We start from the raw sequence: 14,355 nt of genomic DNA, 5'->3' as shown, positions 1-14,355 counted from the left end.
CGTCAAACCGCCGCGTCCTCGTCAACGAGTCGCGCCGAGGAAGTCGTCGAAACAGCGGCGCGGTCGCCAACCCTGGGCCCGGGCCCGGGAGATGTCCAGGACCACGCCGTGGGCGAGCTGTGCCACCGCGTACCGGGTCAGTGCCGGAGGACCCGACCAGGGCAGTCGGGCCCGCGCCGTCGCCAGCGCCGCCGCCACGCCGGCCAACCAGACCGGCACGTGCACCACCCGCGCCGGCCGGCCGAGCGCGGCCAGCGCCGCCACCGCCACGGCGTCCCGAGAGTACGCCCGTCCGTCGGTGATGTTGTACGCCCCGGCCGGCCAGCGCGACGCGGCCAGACACGCGTCGGCCAGGTTCTCCACCGCGGTCAGCGACAGCGAAACGTCGGGCCCGGGCAGGAGCAGGTACCGACCACGGACCGCCCCCAACAGCCGGGGTAACAGGTGGGGGTCACCCGGCCCGTACACCGCCCGGGGGCGCAACACCACCGCCCCCGCCGCCAGCGCCAACCGCTCGCCGGCCGCCTTGGTGCGTCCGTACGCGGTCAACTGGGCGTCGACCGGATGGTCCTCGGTGATCCGGTCACCTCGTACCCCGGGGTGGTAGACGCTCGCGCTGCTCACCCAGACCACCGGGCGGTCCCCGGCGGCGGTCAGCAACCGGGCCGTCCCGTCCACGTTGACGGCCCGAAACGCCCGTTCGGCGGCCCGACCGGGGGCCGGATCGCCGACGGCGGCGGCCAGGTGCACCACCAGATCGGCACCGGCGAGGTCAGGCGCGGCCTGCGTGGCGTCCCAGAACACGTGCCGGCCCACCGGCCCGGGACGCCGGCCCAGGCAGAGCACCTCGGCACCGGCCGCAGCAGCGGCTCGGGCCACCGCCGCCCCGCAGAAGCCGCTGGCGCCGGTGACCGCCACCCGTACCCCGGTCAGGTTCATCGGCGGCCCGCCTGGATCACCAGACTCGCCCAGCTGGGCAGGGCAGCCCGTCGGTCGGCGCGGGCCCGGACCACCACCGGCCGGTACGCGGCCAGCGCGGCCAGCGTGTCGGACAGTTGCGCCCGCGCCAGTCGGGCACCGGGGCAGGCGTGGGACCCGGCCCCGAAGACCAGTTGGGCGACCCGGGCGGGGGCCGGGTCGGCACAGTCCGGTCCGGACCGGTGCGCGTCGACGGCGTGCCTCGCCACCAGGACGAGCCGGTCACCGGCCCGGACCGGGCAGCCACCGACGGTCCCGGAGCTGGCCGCCACCCGGGGCAGCAGTGGGCTCGGCGCGGTGACCCGGAGCAGTTCGGCGACCAGCACCCCACGGGTGGCCGGATCGGCGGCCCAGTCCCACAACCTGTCGTCGGCACACCAGGCAACCGCCCGGGGCAGTGCGGCCACGGTCGTGTTGATGGCTGCCACGGCCAGCATGCCGGCCAGCCCGGATCCGTCGGCGGAATCGGTGGCTGTGGTGGCGGTCGCGATCAGGTCGGTCAGGCGGGCGGCGGCGAGCCGGGCCGCCCGGTCCCGCCCTGGCCAGCGAAGCCCGGGAAGCTGCTCGTGGGCGGTGGCCGCTGCGGCGACCCGGGCCGCCTGCGCCAGCACCAGCGGATCGACGTCGAGGTCGAGCAGGGCTGCTGTGGTTGCCCCGGCCAGCTCCATCGCCAGCGGCACGAGGTCGACGTGCCCGCCCTGCGCCAGTGGAGCGAGCCGTCGGTCCAGCACCTCCAGCCAGACCGGACGCAGCCGATCCACCCCGGCCGCGCCGAGTCCCTCGTGGACGCTCCGGCGGGTGCCCCGGTGCGCCGTACCCTCCTGGTCGAAGAGCAGGCCCTCGGCCTCCAGTCGCCGGGCGGTGCCCCCGGTGGTGCCGGCCGCCACCCGGTCCAACGGCACCCGGGTCAGCCCGTCAAGGTACGCCTGCCGGTCGTGCACCAGAACGGTGCGCCCCCACCGCAGCACCGGCCATCGTCGGGTGACCGACAGCAGCGCGAACAGCACCGGATGGCTACGCAGGTAGACCCGCCGATCCCGCCGCCGCGCGGTAAGGAAGGGCCTCTTCTTGGTGTTTTCCGTAGCGGAACGGGACCTTCCTGACACCGAAGCCAACACCTTAGCCACGGGGCGGCCGCCAACCTGCCTCCATCGCCGCCGCCAGTGCCGCGGTGGCGGTACGGTCCGGCTTCCGGGACCGTCCCGAGGTCGGTACGACGCAGAAGTGCACCGCGTCGGGCCGGGCCGCCCCCATCCGGGCCAGTACGGGTGCCAGGGCCAGGCGGAGTTGCCCCGGATCGGCGCCCGGTTCGGGTTCCACGACCGCGACGAGCCGCTCGTCCCCGTCGCCGGCCGGTACGCCCACCAGCACGGCCAGGTTCACCCCGGGTACGTGCAGCGCCGGCTCGTACAGGCCGGGATAGATGTTCTCCGCCTCGCGCAGGATCATGTCCTTGCACCGGCCGGCCAGTACGACCCGGTCACCGTCCATCCGGGCGACGTCCCCGGTGGCCACCCACTCGTGCGGTTCCTCGCCGAGGTAACGGTCGGAACTGCCCGGTCCGGTGAGCAGCAGTTGATCGTCGTCGTCGAGTCGGGTGCGTACCCCGGGTAGCGGGGTGCCGACGAGGTCACCGTCTCCGGTGAAAGCAGCCTTCTCGGTGGCCTCGACGGCGGCGGCCGGGAACATCTCGGTGAGCGCGTACACGCCCCAGGCCTGACTGGCTCCGGCCCGCCGGGTCCGGGCCAGCAGGTTGGCGCTGACCGGCGCGGACCCGCTGTAGAAGGCGCCGCAGAGTCGGGGCGACTCGGCCAGCAGTGCGCGTAGCTGCGGCGGCGTGAGGTAGCTGGCCTGGGGTTGGAGCCGGCGGATCTGGCGGGCCAGCACCCGGGCCGACCGGGCCGGCAGGGCGACCGGTGCGCCGCTGGCCAGGGACGGAACGAGGACGAAGAAGGTGCCACCGAGCACCGGTTGGTCGGGATTCGGGTGGACCAGTTCGGTGACGGCCCGCATCGCGGCGGCCAGCCCGGACCGGCGGTGCACCACCGCCCGGGGCCGGCTGGTGGTGCCCGAGGTGAAGATGACCACCGCGTCGCCGTCGTCGGTGCGGCGGCCCGGCAGTGGTCCACCGGTAGGGTGTGGTCGCAGGGCGGGAGCGCAGCCGGGCAGTCGCCGGCCGGCGGTCCGCACCGGGCCGAGGCTGGCCAGGTCCGGTAGCTCCAGGTGGGCCCGGCGGGCCAACGGTCGGGCCCAGCCGGCAACGGCCTGTGCCGCGGCGTCGGCGACCACCAGCGCCGGGCGGGCCAGCGCCAGCCGCGCGTGCAGCACGTCCGGTCCGGCGGACGGATCGAGTACGGCCACCCGCAGGCCGAGCCGGTACGCGGCCAGCATGAGTGACAGTGACCGGGCACCGGGGCGTACCGCCAGCCCGAGGGTGTCCCCGGCGGTCAGCCCGTGGTGGTGCAGTGCGGCGGCGTAGCCGTCGGCGAGGTCGACGAGTTCGCCTCGGGTGGCGACGACCCGGGTACGGCCGGACCGGCTCGCGGTCAGCAGCGCCGGCCGGTCGGGATGACGACGCAGCGTGGCGTCCAGTTCGTCCAGCATCAGCGTGGGTCCGGGGTGAGGGGGCCGCAGCCCCGGTCGAGATACCAGCCGGCGGTGCGGCGCAGCCCGTACGCCCGCAGCCGGCGGGTCGAGTTCTCCACCACCATCGTCCGCTCGTGCCTGATCGCCGTCGTCACCCGGCGGACCCGGTTGAGGAAGGTCCGGTCGGTGGGGGAGGGGCGACGCGGCATCCCGCCGCTGGCCAGGTAGAGGGTGGCGGTGATGGCCATGTTGTTGCCGGCGTGCATCCGGTAGGGCACCCGGTAGGCCGGGTCCCGGTGGGCGGGGCGCAGCCGGCCGAAGACCGATGCGATCCCCACCACCAACCGGAACCCGAGCCGGCCCAGCGGACCGTGCTCGTCCCGCCGGGCGGTCAACCGGCCACAGACCATGCCCGCGCCCCCGGTGAACGCCCGACGCGCGGCGGCCACCCACCCGGGTCGGGGCAGACAGTCGGCGTCGGTACGGGCGAGCAGCCGGGCTCCGTGCGTGATGGCGTGCCGGAATCCGGTGTCCACCGCGCAACCGACCCCCTTCTCCGGTTCCCGGATGACCTGGACCGGCATCGGCGCCTGCGCCGCGAATCGGCGTGCCACCTCGGCGGTGTCGTCGGTGGAGCCGTTGTCCACCACCAGGAGGGTGAAGTCGAGGTCGGTCTGGGCGGCCAGGGCGGCCAGCGTGCTGTCGAGCCGGTCGGCCTCGTCGAAGGCGGGCACGATCACCCACAGGTCGGTCACGACGTCTCCCCACGCAGGACGAGCCACAGTTCGGTCATGATGTCTTCCCGCCCGGAACGAACCACAGCTCAGTCACGACTTCTCCCAGACCATGGTCATCAGGCTGACCCCACCGCCGAGCCCGACGAAGAGCACCCGGTCGCCGGGGCGTAACGCCGGCTCGATGCGGGCCAGTTGGACGCCGAGCGTGGCGCTGGCCATGTTGCCCAGGTCGGTGACGGTGATCTCCAGCTTCTCCTTGGGCACCCCGGTCACCTCGACGAAGCGCTCCAGGTAGGGCAGGGTCACCTGGTGCACCAGCACCTTGGCGTAGTCGGCCCAGCCCAGGCCGGTGCGCTGCCGTACCCGGTCCAGGATGTCGGCACCGATCTGCTCGAAGACGCCCCGCAGGACGTGCCCGTCACCGTGGAAGTAGGTGTGCTCGTCACCGCGTGGGTGGCGGGAACCGCCGCCCGGGATGCCGCCCACCGTCCAGTGCTCCGACCAGGTCTCGGTGTCCACGTCCAGGATGCCGCCGCTCGCCACCGGCTCGATTACCACGGCCGCACCGGCGTCGCCGAAGGTGTAGCCAGCGAAGGCCGTGCGTGCCTGAGCCGGGTCGCTCAACTGCCAGCGCATCGCCCGGGTCGGCGTCTCCCCGGTCACCACCAGTGCCCGGCGGGCCCGGCCGGCCAGGATCGACGACCGGGCGACGTCGATGCCGTTGAGGAAGCTGTTGCAGGCGTTGGTGACGTCCAGTGCGTGTGCCCGACCGCCCAGTTCGGCCTGCACGATGTGCGCGGTGGCCGGCTCGACCATGTCCCGGGTGGCGGACGCGAACAACAGCAGGTCGACATCGGTGGGGGTCAGGTCGGCGGCGGCCAGGGCCTGCCGGGCGGCGCGAACGGCCAGGGTCGAGGCGTACTCGTCGTCGCCGGCCATCCGCCGGTGGTCGATTCCGGTCATTCGGGTGAGCAGATTGGCGGGCAGCTCGAAACCGCTGGCCCGCGCCACCCGGGCCTGGAGCTCGGCACTGTCGATGACCCGTTCGGGCAGACTCACCCCGACCGAGGTGATACCCACCGAGGACTCGGCAGGGTGGGGCGGGGACGGAGGGATCATGCCTTCAGCTTTCCGAGGGGAGGGGCGGCCGGGGATGAGTAGCCGTGCTCATTTCGACCAGGCCAGCAGCCCAGGTTAACCGGACCCCAGGCTGGGTAGTTCGGCCAGATGGCCGCGAAGCAGCAGCCCCGAGGGGCGAAAGGGACGGTAGGACACCCGTACAGCGCACTGAATCTGCGTCTGGTGCTGGCGTCGTTCGGTCTGGTGGTCTGCGTGGTGCTCGGTGTGCTCGCGGTGCGGGCCGACTACACGGTGCTGGGCGTGATCCTGTTCGTGCTCGCCGCGGTGGCCGCCGTGGACCTGGTGGTGGTGCAACTCCGCCGGCGTGCCCGCCGGCGGGAGGAGCCGCCGGGAACGCGGCACTCGCTCTTCGAGTGACAGGAGTACGACACATGTCGATCGCCACCATCAACCCTGCCACCGGGCAACTGCTCAAGTCCTTCGACCCGCTGCCCGACAACCAGGTCGACGCCGCCATCGCCCGCGCGGTGGACGGCTTCGCGGCGCTGCGGCGGACCACCTTCGCGCAGCGGGCCGGGTGGCTGACGCGAGCTGCCGACCTGCTCGACGCCGAGCGCGACGACATCGGCCGGCTGATGACCACCGAGATGGGCAAGACGTACGCCTCGGCGAAGGCGGAGGCGGCCAAGTGCGCCGCCGCCTGCCGGTTCTACGCGGCCAACGCCGAACGCTTCCTCGCCGACGAGCCGGCCGACGCGGCGGCGGTGGGCGCCACCAAGGCGTACGTCCGCTACCAGCCGCTCGGGCCGGTCCTGGCGGTGATGCCGTGGAACTTCCCGCTGTGGCAGGTGCTGCGGTTCGCCGCCCCGGCCCTGATGGCCGGCAACGTCGGGCTGCTCAAACACGCGTCGAACGTGCCACAGACCGCGCTCTACCTCGACGAACTGTTCCGCCGGGCGGGCTTCCCGGCCGGCTCGTTCCAGACCCTGCTGATCGGCTCGAAGACCGTCGACCGGATCCTGACCGACCCCCGGGTACGCGCCGCCACGTTGACCGGCAGCGAGGGAGCGGGTCGGGCGGTGGGGCGTACCGCCGGACAGGAGCTGAAGAAGGTCGTACTGGAACTGGGCGGCAGCGACCCGTTCGTGGTGATGCCCTCGGCGGACCTGGACCGGGCCGCCGAGACGGCGACCACCGCCCGCTGCCAGAACAACGGCCAGTCCTGTATCGCGGCGAAGCGGTTCATCGTGCACACCGACGTCTACGACGCGTTCGCCGAGGCGTTCGTGGCCCGGATGTCGGCGTTACGCGTGGGGGACCCGATGGCCGCCGACACCGACGTCGGGCCGCTCGCCACCGAACAGGGGCGGGCCGACGTCGAGGAGTTGGTGGCCGACGCGGTCGCCCAGGGGGCGTGGGTGCCTTGCGGTGGGCAGCAGCCTGACGAGGCCGGTTGGTGGTATCCGCCGACCGTGGTCACCGAACTCACCCCGCAGATGCGGATGTGGTCGGAGGAGGTGTTCGGTCCGGTCGCCGGCCTCTACCGGGTGTCGTCGTACGAGGAGGCGATCGAGGTGGCCAACGGCACCAGCTTCGGCCTGGGCTCCAACGCCTGGACCCGGGACCCCGAGGAACAGGAGCGGTTCGCCACCGACCTGGACGCGGGCAGCGTCTTCGTCAACGGAATGACCACCTCCTTTCCTGAGCTGCCATTCGGCGGGGTGAAGAACTCCGGGCACGGTCGGGAGCTGTCGGCGCTGGGTATCCGGGAGTTCTGCAACATCAAGACGGTCTGGGTGGGCTCGGGTACGGCCTCGGCCGGCGCAGGCGCGCACAGCGAATAGCCGGACCGCGCGGCCGCTGACGGTCGATCGCGGTCGGGCCGGCGTAACGGGCGGCTGCGCCGGGTAGGGATCCCCGGCATGACGACGTACGGCTTCCACGCCTCCCACGAACAGATCCACCCCGCCGAGCTGCTGACCGCCGTGCAGCATGCCGAGCAGGTCGGGTTCGCCGCCGCCATGTCCTCCGACCACTTCTCGCCGTGGAGCGCCCGCCAGGGGCAGTCCGGCTTCGCCTGGTCCTGGCTGGGGGCGGCGCTCCAGGCCACCTCGCTGCCGTTCGGGGTGGTCAACGCCCCGGGGCAGCGGTACCACCCGGCCATCGTGGCCCAAGCCATCGGCACGCTGGCGGCGATGTACCCGGGACGGTTCTGGGCGGCGTTGGGCACCGGTGAGGCCAGCAACGAGCACATCACCGGGACCGGTTGGCCCCGCAAGGACGTACGCACCGCCCGACTGCGCGAGTGCGTGACGGTGATCCGGGCCCTGCTGGACGGCGAGGAGGTCAGCCACGACGGACTGGTCACGGTCGACCGGGCCCGGTTGTGGACCCGCCCGGAGCAGCCGCCCGCCCTGGTCGGTGCGGCGGTCAGCGAGGCGACCGCCCGCTGGTGCGCCGAATGGGCCGACGGTCTGATCACCGTCAACGCCCCGGTGGATCGGCTGCGCCGGCTGGTCGACGCCTATCGGGACGCCGGTGGGCAGGGGCGGATCTTCCTCCAGGTGCACCTGAGCTGGGCACCCGACGAGGCCGAGGCGGCCCGGTTGGCGTACGAGCAGTGGCGCAGCAACGTCTTCGCGCCGCCGGTCTGCTGGGACCTGGAGATGACCGACCACTTCGACGTCGTCTCCGCGGACGTACCGGCGCAACGGGTGGCCGAGGTGGTCAACGTCTCCGCCGACCTGGGCCGGCACACCGCCTGGCTGCACGAGTACGCCGAACTGGGCTTCGACGAGATCTACCTGCACCATGTCGGCCAGCGGCAACGAGAGTTCCTCGACGCGTTCGGCGCCGACGTCCTGCCCGCGCTGAAGGTCACCTGACCGTGCTGCCCGTGCTGCAAGGCGGCTGACCGTGCTGCCTGCCTTGCAGGTCACCTGACCAGATCCGGCCCCGAGGAAGCTTAGGCTCACCACGTGGATGCACTGTTCGAGGTCGTCCTCTTCCTGGCCATCGCGATACTGGGCGCTGCCCTGGCCCGTCGGCTCGGTGTGCTCTCGCCGATCCTGCTCGTGGTCATCGGCCTGGTGCTCTCGTTCGTGCCAGGCTTCCCGCAGGTGAGACTCGACCCGGAACTGGTGTTGACCGGCATCCTGCCGCCGTTGCTGTACGTCGCCGCGCTGGAGACCTCGGTGCCGGCGTTCCGCTACAACCTGCGGTCCATCCTGCTGCTCGCCGTCGGCCTGGTGATCTTCACAGCGATGGTGGTGGGGCTGGTGGTGTACGCGCTGCTGCCCGGCGTACCGCTGGCGGTGTGCCTGGCCCTCGGCGCGGTCGTCGCCCCACCGGACGCGGTGGCCGCCACCGCGGTGGCCCGGCGAATCGGCCTGCCCCGGCGGGTGGTGACCATCCTGGAGGGGGAGAGCCTGATCAACGACGCCACCGCGCTGGTCCTGCTCCGGGTGGCCACCGCGGCGGCCGTCGGCTCCGCCGTCGGAATCGGCGACGTCGGCACCGAAATCCTGGTGTCGGCCGGCGGTGGCATCGTCGTCGGTGTGGTCGGGATCGCCGTCTTCGGGTGCCTGCACCGGCGCGTCCGGGATCCGATCCTGGACAACGCCCTGTCGCTGATCACTCCGTTCGCGGTGGTGCTGCTGGCCGAGGCGCTACACACCTCCGGCATCGTCGCGGTCGTGGTGACCGGGCTCGCGCTGGGTCACCGCATGCCGGTGCTGATGTCCGCCGCCTCCCGGCTACAGATGAACGCGTTCTGGCGGTTGGCCAAGTTCCTGCTGGAAGGGCTGGTCTTCCTGCTCGTCGGGCTGCAACTGCGGGAGGTCGTCACCGGCTTGGACACCCCGGGTCCGATCCTCGTCGGAGTCACCGCCGTGGTGCTGGCCACCGTCTTCTTCACCCGTTTCCTCTGGGTCTTTCCAGCCACCTATCTCGCTCGACTGGTGCCCTCCGCCCGGCGACGGGACCCGTTGCCGCCATCCGGGTTTCCGATCGTGATCTCCTGGGCGGGTATGCGGGGCGTGGTGACCCTCGCCGCTGTGCTCGCCCTACCGATGACCCTGGCCGACGGAATGTCCTACCCGAGGGAGCTCTTCGTCTGGCTTGCGTTCGCGGTGATCGTGGCGAGTCTGGTGCTCCAGGGGGCCACCCTGCCGTGGCTGGCCCGGCGGCTGAGGCTTCCCCCGGACGACCCGGTGCAGGACGCGCTCTCCGCCGCCGGGGTGCAGCAGCAGGCCGGCCGCGCCGCCCGGGAACACCTGGACAGGCTTGCCGACACCGCCCCACCGGCGGTGGTCGAGCGTCTCCGGGAGCTGATCGACCAGCGCAACAACTCGGCCTGGGAGCGGCTCGGGGGTGACGAACAGGAAACCCCGTCCGAGGCGTACGGCCGGCTCCGGCAGGAGATGATCGACGTGGAACGTCAGGTGTTCCGTAGCGCCCGCGACGAGGGGCGCATACCCGAGGAGGTGCTCGTGCGGGCCTACCGCGACCTGGACTTGGAGGAGTCGCTGCTCCGCCGGGGGAGCGCCGGATGAGTTGCGTACATCTCGTCGAGGCAAGTTCGCCTCTGTCGCGCACCGCCGAGGGCTGCCAGGAGTGCCTGGAGATCGGCTCCCGGGAGTGGGTGCATCTGCGCGAGTGTCTGACCTGTGGCCAGGTGGGCTGCTGTGACTCGTCGGCGTATCGGCACGCCACCGGCCACTTCCACCGCACCGGTCATCCGGTGATGCGATCGGTCCAGCCGGGCGAGTCGTGGCGGTGGTGCTACGTGGACGAGGAGATCGGCTAACGGCCCCTTCCTTTCGTCAACCCTGGGGGCGTAGGCACAGTACGTCGGTGTCCACGGCGACGATCGCGAACCGGCCTCCACTGTTCCCGTTCGGATAGGTCAGTTCGAGGCAGTGCCCGGCTTCGTCTGCTCGCCATTGGCCGGGGGAGCGGGTCGTGGCGTCGGCTGGGCCGGGGCGGTGGTCCACGAAGGTGCCGTCTGGGCGGAATTCGATACCGTCGCGGCCCCGGGCGGGCGGCAGCGGCCGGTCGGCGGGCCGGTAGACGCGCATCTCCGGGGTGTCCTCCTCACGTACGTGCACCCAGCGCCGGAACAGCGCCTCCGGCAGGGGGCGTATCGGCAGGTCGGGCGGGGTCATGCCGGCGAGGGTGCCACATCGGCGACCAGGCTGGCCCGGGGACCGGCCAGGCAGGCGGCCATCCGAGCCGTCTGCCCACTGGTGAACATCACCATCGCGTTGTCGTCGACGTAGTCCATGAAGTTCATGAACATGTCGCCGTCGGGGCCGTTGTCACAGCTCACCGTGGGCCAGTTGGGCTTACCGTAGTTCGGGCCGCCCTGGTTGGGGGTGTCCGCCACGAAGTCGTCGCCATTACAGCCCTCGCCGTCGTCGCCCCAGATGTGACGCAGGTTGAGCCAGTGACCCACCTCGTGGGTGGCGGTCCGGCCTCCGTCGAAGGGAGCGGTGGCGGTGCCGGTGGTGCCGAAGCAGGAGTGCAGGACGACCACCCCGTCGGTCGGTTCCGGCCCGCCGGGAAACTGGGCGTAGCCGAGTACGCCACCGTTGAGCTGGCAGACCCAGATGTTCAGGTAGCTGCTGGTCGGCCATGGGTCGGCACCGCCGGTTGTACTGGACTTCACCGCGTCGTCGGTGTCGAAGCCGGCGGTCGCCGTCCTGGTCCGGGTGATGCCGGTGGTGGGGCTTCCCGCCGGGTCGGTGGTGGCGAGCGCGAACTCGATGCGGGCGTCCGCGGGTGCCGACTGCCACACCGGGGGTACGGCCGTCACGTCGGGATTTGTCCGCCGGAAGTCCGCATTGAGTACGGCGAGTTGGCTCTGTACCTGTTCGTCAGTGATGTTCTGCGCCGGGTCGGACCAGACGACGTGTACCACGGTGGGGATATGCACCACCTCGATCCGGCCTTCGGGTCGGTGGCGGCACTCCCGGAAGGTGAAGTCCTCGACCTCAGCACGGCTCGTCGCGTACCCGGGGAGGGTGTCGAGCAGTCGGCGGTGCACCGGCATGGTGCCGCATCGCTGGCGCGCACCGGACGAGTCCGTCATCGGTCGATTGTGGCAAGAACCGGCTGCGGTCAGCCCTCGAACGGACGGACCGGTCGAGCTGGTCAGCCGAACAATCGGAACCGGCCACGCCGGGGATGCGGAGCTGGGATCCTGAGGCCGTGGGAACCGATACCGCGCCACAGCGTGAGCACGCCTGGCAGACCTCCGGCGACCAGTCGACGGGAGGGGAGGACGTGCTGCTCGACGTACCGTCCCTCAACGTCGACGCGCTCGACCTGGAGGGAAGCGACATCCGGTTGCGGGTTTCGCTCCATGCCGAGGTGCTCAACCTGGTCCGGCTCAACGTTGGCGTCGACGCGTCGCTCGGTCAGGTCCGGTTGGACGTACGCGGGGTGCAGGCTCAGGCCCTACTGAAGGTCCGGCTGGACCACATTGCGGAGATTCTCAATCGGGTGTTGACGACCATCGAATCGCATCCCGAGATCGTCGAGCCGTTGACCCGGAGCGGTGGCCAGGGCGGCCAGGGCGGCCAGGGCGGCCAGGGGGGCCAGGGCCAGGGCGGTCAGGGGCAGCAAGACCAGCAGCAAGGCCAGGGAGGCCAGGGCCAGCCACCGCAGGGCCAGGGGGGCCAGGGCCAGGACGGTCAGGGGCAGCAAGGCCAGCAGCAAGGCCAGCAGCAAGGCCAGGGCCAGCCACAGCAGGGCCAGGGCGGTCAGGGCCAGCCACAGCAAGGCCAGGGCCAGGGTGGCCAGGGTGGTCAGGGGCAGCAGCAAGGCGGTCGACAGCAGGAGCAAGCGCCGGAAGGCCAGGAATCGCAGCAGGAAGAACGCCACGAGGGGCAAGATGGCGGCAGGCGGTCGATCGAGGCGTGTGCGACGGTCGACTTAGAGAGCCGACGACGGGACGACGCGGCGCAGCGGCAGGAGGGACCGACCTCCATACGGGACCAGGCCGGGGAGCGCTGGCGGTATCAGGGACTGCCCCGGAGGGCCCGTCGGCGCTGGTGACGACGGTAGGGCGGGCAGACGCGGTCTCCCGGCCTCTATCTGATCAACCGTTGTATCGGGCCAACGTCGGCTTGCGCACCATGAACACGTCCACCGGGTCCTCGGACTCGAGGGTGAACCCGTGTCGCTCGTACAGCCGCCGGGCCGGGCTGCCCTGCAGCACCTGCAGCCGGACCGAGGTGTCATCGCGGTCGCACTGCTCCAGCAGCCCGCGCAGCACGGCCGTACCGATGCCTCTGCCCTGCAGATGGGGGGCTAGGTAAAGGTTCTCCAACCAATGAGCGTCCTCGGCCGGCCGCAGCGACACGCAGCCGGCGAACGCGCCGCCCACTTCGATCACCCAGGTGTGCGCCGGCACGAAGCGGTCCCGCAGGCGCTGCCGTACCCGGCGCTCGTCGTACCGCCCGAGCCGTTCCAGATCCGCCCGCAGCACGACGGCCCGCAACTCGGCCATCTCCTCGACATCTGCCACCGAGGCTTGTCGGATCTCCCAGTCGGCCATGATCGCCAGACTACTGAGACGGGTTGTCCGCCGACTGGTCCGGTGCCGAAGCGTCGGCGCATTCGGCCTCGGCACGCTCCTGGCGTCGCGCGGCGTCGTCGTCCTGGACGACCTGACTGTTGCGGATCTCACCGCGCCAGCCCTGCACCTGGTCGGGCCGGAGCAGGGTCTCTGTCATCACATGTCGGACGAAGCGTTTGAGTTCGAGGCGGACCCGTCGGCCCTGCGCCCGCCACAGGTTGCCGGTGCGTTCGAGGAGTCCGCGCGGATGGTATTCCAGAACGACCAGGATGCGGGTCAGGTCCGGGGTGACCTCGTGAAAGCTCACGGTGCCGTCGACGGAACCCTTGTCTCCGTGGGAGCGCCACACGATGCGTTCGTCCGGCACCTGTTCGAGGATGGTGGAGTCCCACTTGCGGCGGGACCAGAACACCTTCGCCTGCCAGGTGAGCCGCTCGTCGGACTCCTGCTCGACGCCTTCGACCTTCTTCATGAAGCTGGGGAAGTCCTCGAACTGCGTCCACTGGTCGTAGGCGACCCGGACCGGAACTCCCACGTCGATCGACTCGATGATGTCGGTGACCCTGGTGGTCCGGTGCTTCTTCTGGTGATCCTGGTGGTCGCGGCCGAACGTCCGGTGGAGTTGTTCCCGTCCGCCCGCCAGCCCGGCGTTCAGTGCCGCGTTGACCGGTGATCCGCCTTCCTTCAGCTTCTGTGCTCCGGTTGCGGCTGCGGTCTTACCCGCACCGTCACCAGCCCCGGCGTAGTCGGTCAACCGATTGGCGACCGTGCCGATTCGGTCGTTGAGTATCGAGGCGGTGCGTTCGCCCGCCGCGCTGATCAGGTTGTGCAGCCCGTCGAGGAGCTTCTCGGTGGGCGAATCCCCGGTCGGTGGGTCGGACCGCTGGTTCATCCGGATTCCCCCGTCCTGCCAGCCTGCTCGTCACCCTGTGGCTGCCGTTCTTCCCGCTTCGGCTTTCCGCCTTCGCGCAGCGCCTCGGCGCTGGCGTTGAGCCGCTCGGTGAGCAGGTCCACGGGTTTGCCGATGGCGGTACGGGCGGCGGCCTTGCCCGCGTTACCCAGCCGGTTCAGCGGGCCGCCCGCGTCCGTCGTCTTCTCGGTCGGCGTGTTCTCGGCCTTGCCGCCGTCCAGGAGGCGCGCGACCGGACCTTTGCCGAGTCGTCCGGTGGCCGCCGCCACCCCCAGGACGAGCGCCGTCCTCAGTTTGCGTCGGCGTCCGAGTAGGTACCCGACGCCCATCGCCAGCGCGATGTTCCCTGCCCGATTCATGATCGCTTCTCTCGTCGCCCCCGCTGTAAGCCTGAGTATCCGCAACGACGGTCGAGCTAGGGGGCGAATCGTGACATGTAATCATCTAGTAGCTCATCGTGATTTTTGTTTGGTCAATGTCAC

The 14,355-nt window shown here is 71.3% G+C and carries 16 protein-coding genes; 5 read left to right on the top strand and 11 right to left on the bottom strand.

Annotation, left to right across the window (positions count from 1 at the left end):
• Positions 1–21 precede the first annotated feature (21 nt).
• The 5 genes from FHR38_RS01955 to FHR38_RS01935 form a co-directional block, all read right to left on the bottom strand.
• A complete protein-coding gene (locus FHR38_RS01955; RefSeq protein WP_184532238.1) occupies positions 22–939 on the bottom strand; it encodes an NAD-dependent epimerase/dehydratase family protein in 918 nt (305 codons plus the stop codon).
• The gene (locus FHR38_RS01950; protein ID WP_312881726.1) at positions 936–2,084 is read right to left on the bottom strand and encodes a cytochrome P450 family protein; all 1,149 of its coding nucleotides are present in this window, start codon (positions 2,082–2,084) and stop codon (positions 936–938) included. Before FHR38_RS01950 ends, FHR38_RS01955 begins: the two co-directional genes overlap by 4 nt.
• A gap of 13 nt (positions 2,085–2,097) precedes the next feature.
• Positions 2,098–3,582, bottom strand: coding sequence for a class I adenylate-forming enzyme family protein (locus FHR38_RS01945; RefSeq protein ID WP_184532236.1), 1,485 nt, complete (start codon positions 3,580–3,582; stop codon positions 2,098–2,100).
• The gene (locus FHR38_RS01940; protein ID WP_312881725.1) at positions 3,582–4,319 is read right to left on the bottom strand and encodes a glycosyltransferase family 2 protein; all 738 of its coding nucleotides are present in this window, start codon (positions 4,317–4,319) and stop codon (positions 3,582–3,584) included. The genes FHR38_RS01945 and FHR38_RS01940 overlap by 1 nt, the downstream gene beginning before the upstream one ends.
• Before the next feature lie 72 nt (positions 4,320–4,391).
• Positions 4,392–5,420 (bottom strand): 3-oxoacyl-ACP synthase III family protein, encoded by a 1,029-nt coding sequence (locus FHR38_RS01935; protein WP_184532234.1) that lies wholly within the window; start codon positions 5,418–5,420, stop codon positions 4,392–4,394.
• A 108-nt stretch (positions 5,421–5,528) separates the two neighbouring features.
• Here FHR38_RS01935 and FHR38_RS01930 point away from each other — a divergent pair, with 108 nt between their 5' ends.
• The 5 genes from FHR38_RS01930 (at position 5,529) to FHR38_RS01910 (ending at position 10,188) form a co-directional block, all read left to right on the top strand.
• On the top strand, positions 5,529–5,798 hold the full coding sequence (locus tag FHR38_RS01930; RefSeq protein WP_184532232.1) for a hypothetical protein: 270 nt from the start codon (positions 5,529–5,531) through the stop codon (positions 5,796–5,798).
• A gap of 14 nt (positions 5,799–5,812) precedes the next feature.
• On the top strand, positions 5,813–7,225 hold the full coding sequence (locus tag FHR38_RS01925; RefSeq protein WP_184532230.1) for an NADP-dependent succinic semialdehyde dehydrogenase: 1,413 nt from the start codon (positions 5,813–5,815) through the stop codon (positions 7,223–7,225).
• Between the two features lie 78 nt (positions 7,226–7,303).
• Positions 7,304–8,266, top strand: coding sequence for a TIGR03885 family FMN-dependent LLM class oxidoreductase (locus tag FHR38_RS01920; RefSeq protein ID WP_184532228.1), 963 nt, complete (start codon positions 7,304–7,306; stop codon positions 8,264–8,266).
• Between the two features lie 93 nt (positions 8,267–8,359).
• Positions 8,360–9,934, top strand: coding sequence for a Na+/H+ antiporter (locus tag FHR38_RS01915; RefSeq protein ID WP_184532226.1), 1,575 nt, complete (start codon positions 8,360–8,362; stop codon positions 9,932–9,934).
• Positions 9,931–10,188, top strand: coding sequence for a UBP-type zinc finger domain-containing protein (locus FHR38_RS01910; RefSeq protein ID WP_184532225.1), 258 nt, complete (start codon positions 9,931–9,933; stop codon positions 10,186–10,188). The genes FHR38_RS01915 and FHR38_RS01910 overlap by 4 nt, the downstream gene beginning before the upstream one ends.
• Positions 10,189–10,204: 16 nt before the next feature.
• Here the strand turns inward: FHR38_RS01910 and FHR38_RS01905 are convergent, their stop codons facing one another.
• The 6 genes from FHR38_RS01905 to FHR38_RS01880 all read right to left on the bottom strand — a co-directional run bounded on the left by FHR38_RS01905 (position 10,205) and on the right by FHR38_RS01880 (position 14,232).
• Positions 10,205–10,546, bottom strand: a complete 342-nt coding sequence (locus FHR38_RS01905; RefSeq protein WP_184532224.1) for an NADH-ubiquinone oxidoreductase chain 4L — start codon at positions 10,544–10,546, stop codon at positions 10,205–10,207.
• Positions 10,543–11,472: a zinc metalloprotease gene (locus FHR38_RS01900; protein ID WP_221448883.1), complete on the bottom strand. Its 930-nt coding sequence runs from the start codon at positions 11,470–11,472 to the stop codon at positions 10,543–10,545. Before FHR38_RS01900 ends, FHR38_RS01905 begins: the two co-directional genes overlap by 4 nt.
• A 368-nt stretch (positions 11,473–11,840) precedes the next feature.
• On the bottom strand, positions 11,841–12,266 hold the full coding sequence (locus FHR38_RS01895; RefSeq protein ID WP_184532223.1) for a hypothetical protein: 426 nt from the start codon (positions 12,264–12,266) through the stop codon (positions 11,841–11,843).
• A 217-nt stretch (positions 12,267–12,483) separates the two neighbouring features.
• On the bottom strand, positions 12,484–12,942 hold the full coding sequence (locus tag FHR38_RS01890; protein WP_184532222.1) for a GNAT family N-acetyltransferase: 459 nt from the start codon (positions 12,940–12,942) through the stop codon (positions 12,484–12,486).
• A gap of 10 nt (positions 12,943–12,952) precedes the next feature.
• Complete coding sequence (locus FHR38_RS01885) at positions 12,953–13,855, bottom strand: SRPBCC family protein (RefSeq protein WP_184532221.1); 903 nt, start codon at positions 13,853–13,855, stop codon at positions 12,953–12,955.
• Positions 13,852–14,232, bottom strand: coding sequence for a hypothetical protein (locus FHR38_RS01880; RefSeq protein WP_184532219.1), 381 nt, complete (start codon positions 14,230–14,232; stop codon positions 13,852–13,854). The genes FHR38_RS01885 and FHR38_RS01880 overlap by 4 nt, the downstream gene beginning before the upstream one ends.
• Positions 14,233–14,355: the final 123 nt, after the last annotated feature.

Origin of the sequence: Micromonospora polyrhachis, assembly GCF_014203835.1 — a bacterium.
GTDB classification, from domain to species: Bacteria; Actinomycetota; Actinomycetes; order Mycobacteriales; family Micromonosporaceae; genus Micromonospora_H; species Micromonospora_H polyrhachis.
Note: the sequence above shows the minus strand (reverse complement) of the source record. Positions and strands in the feature narration are given on the sequence as shown.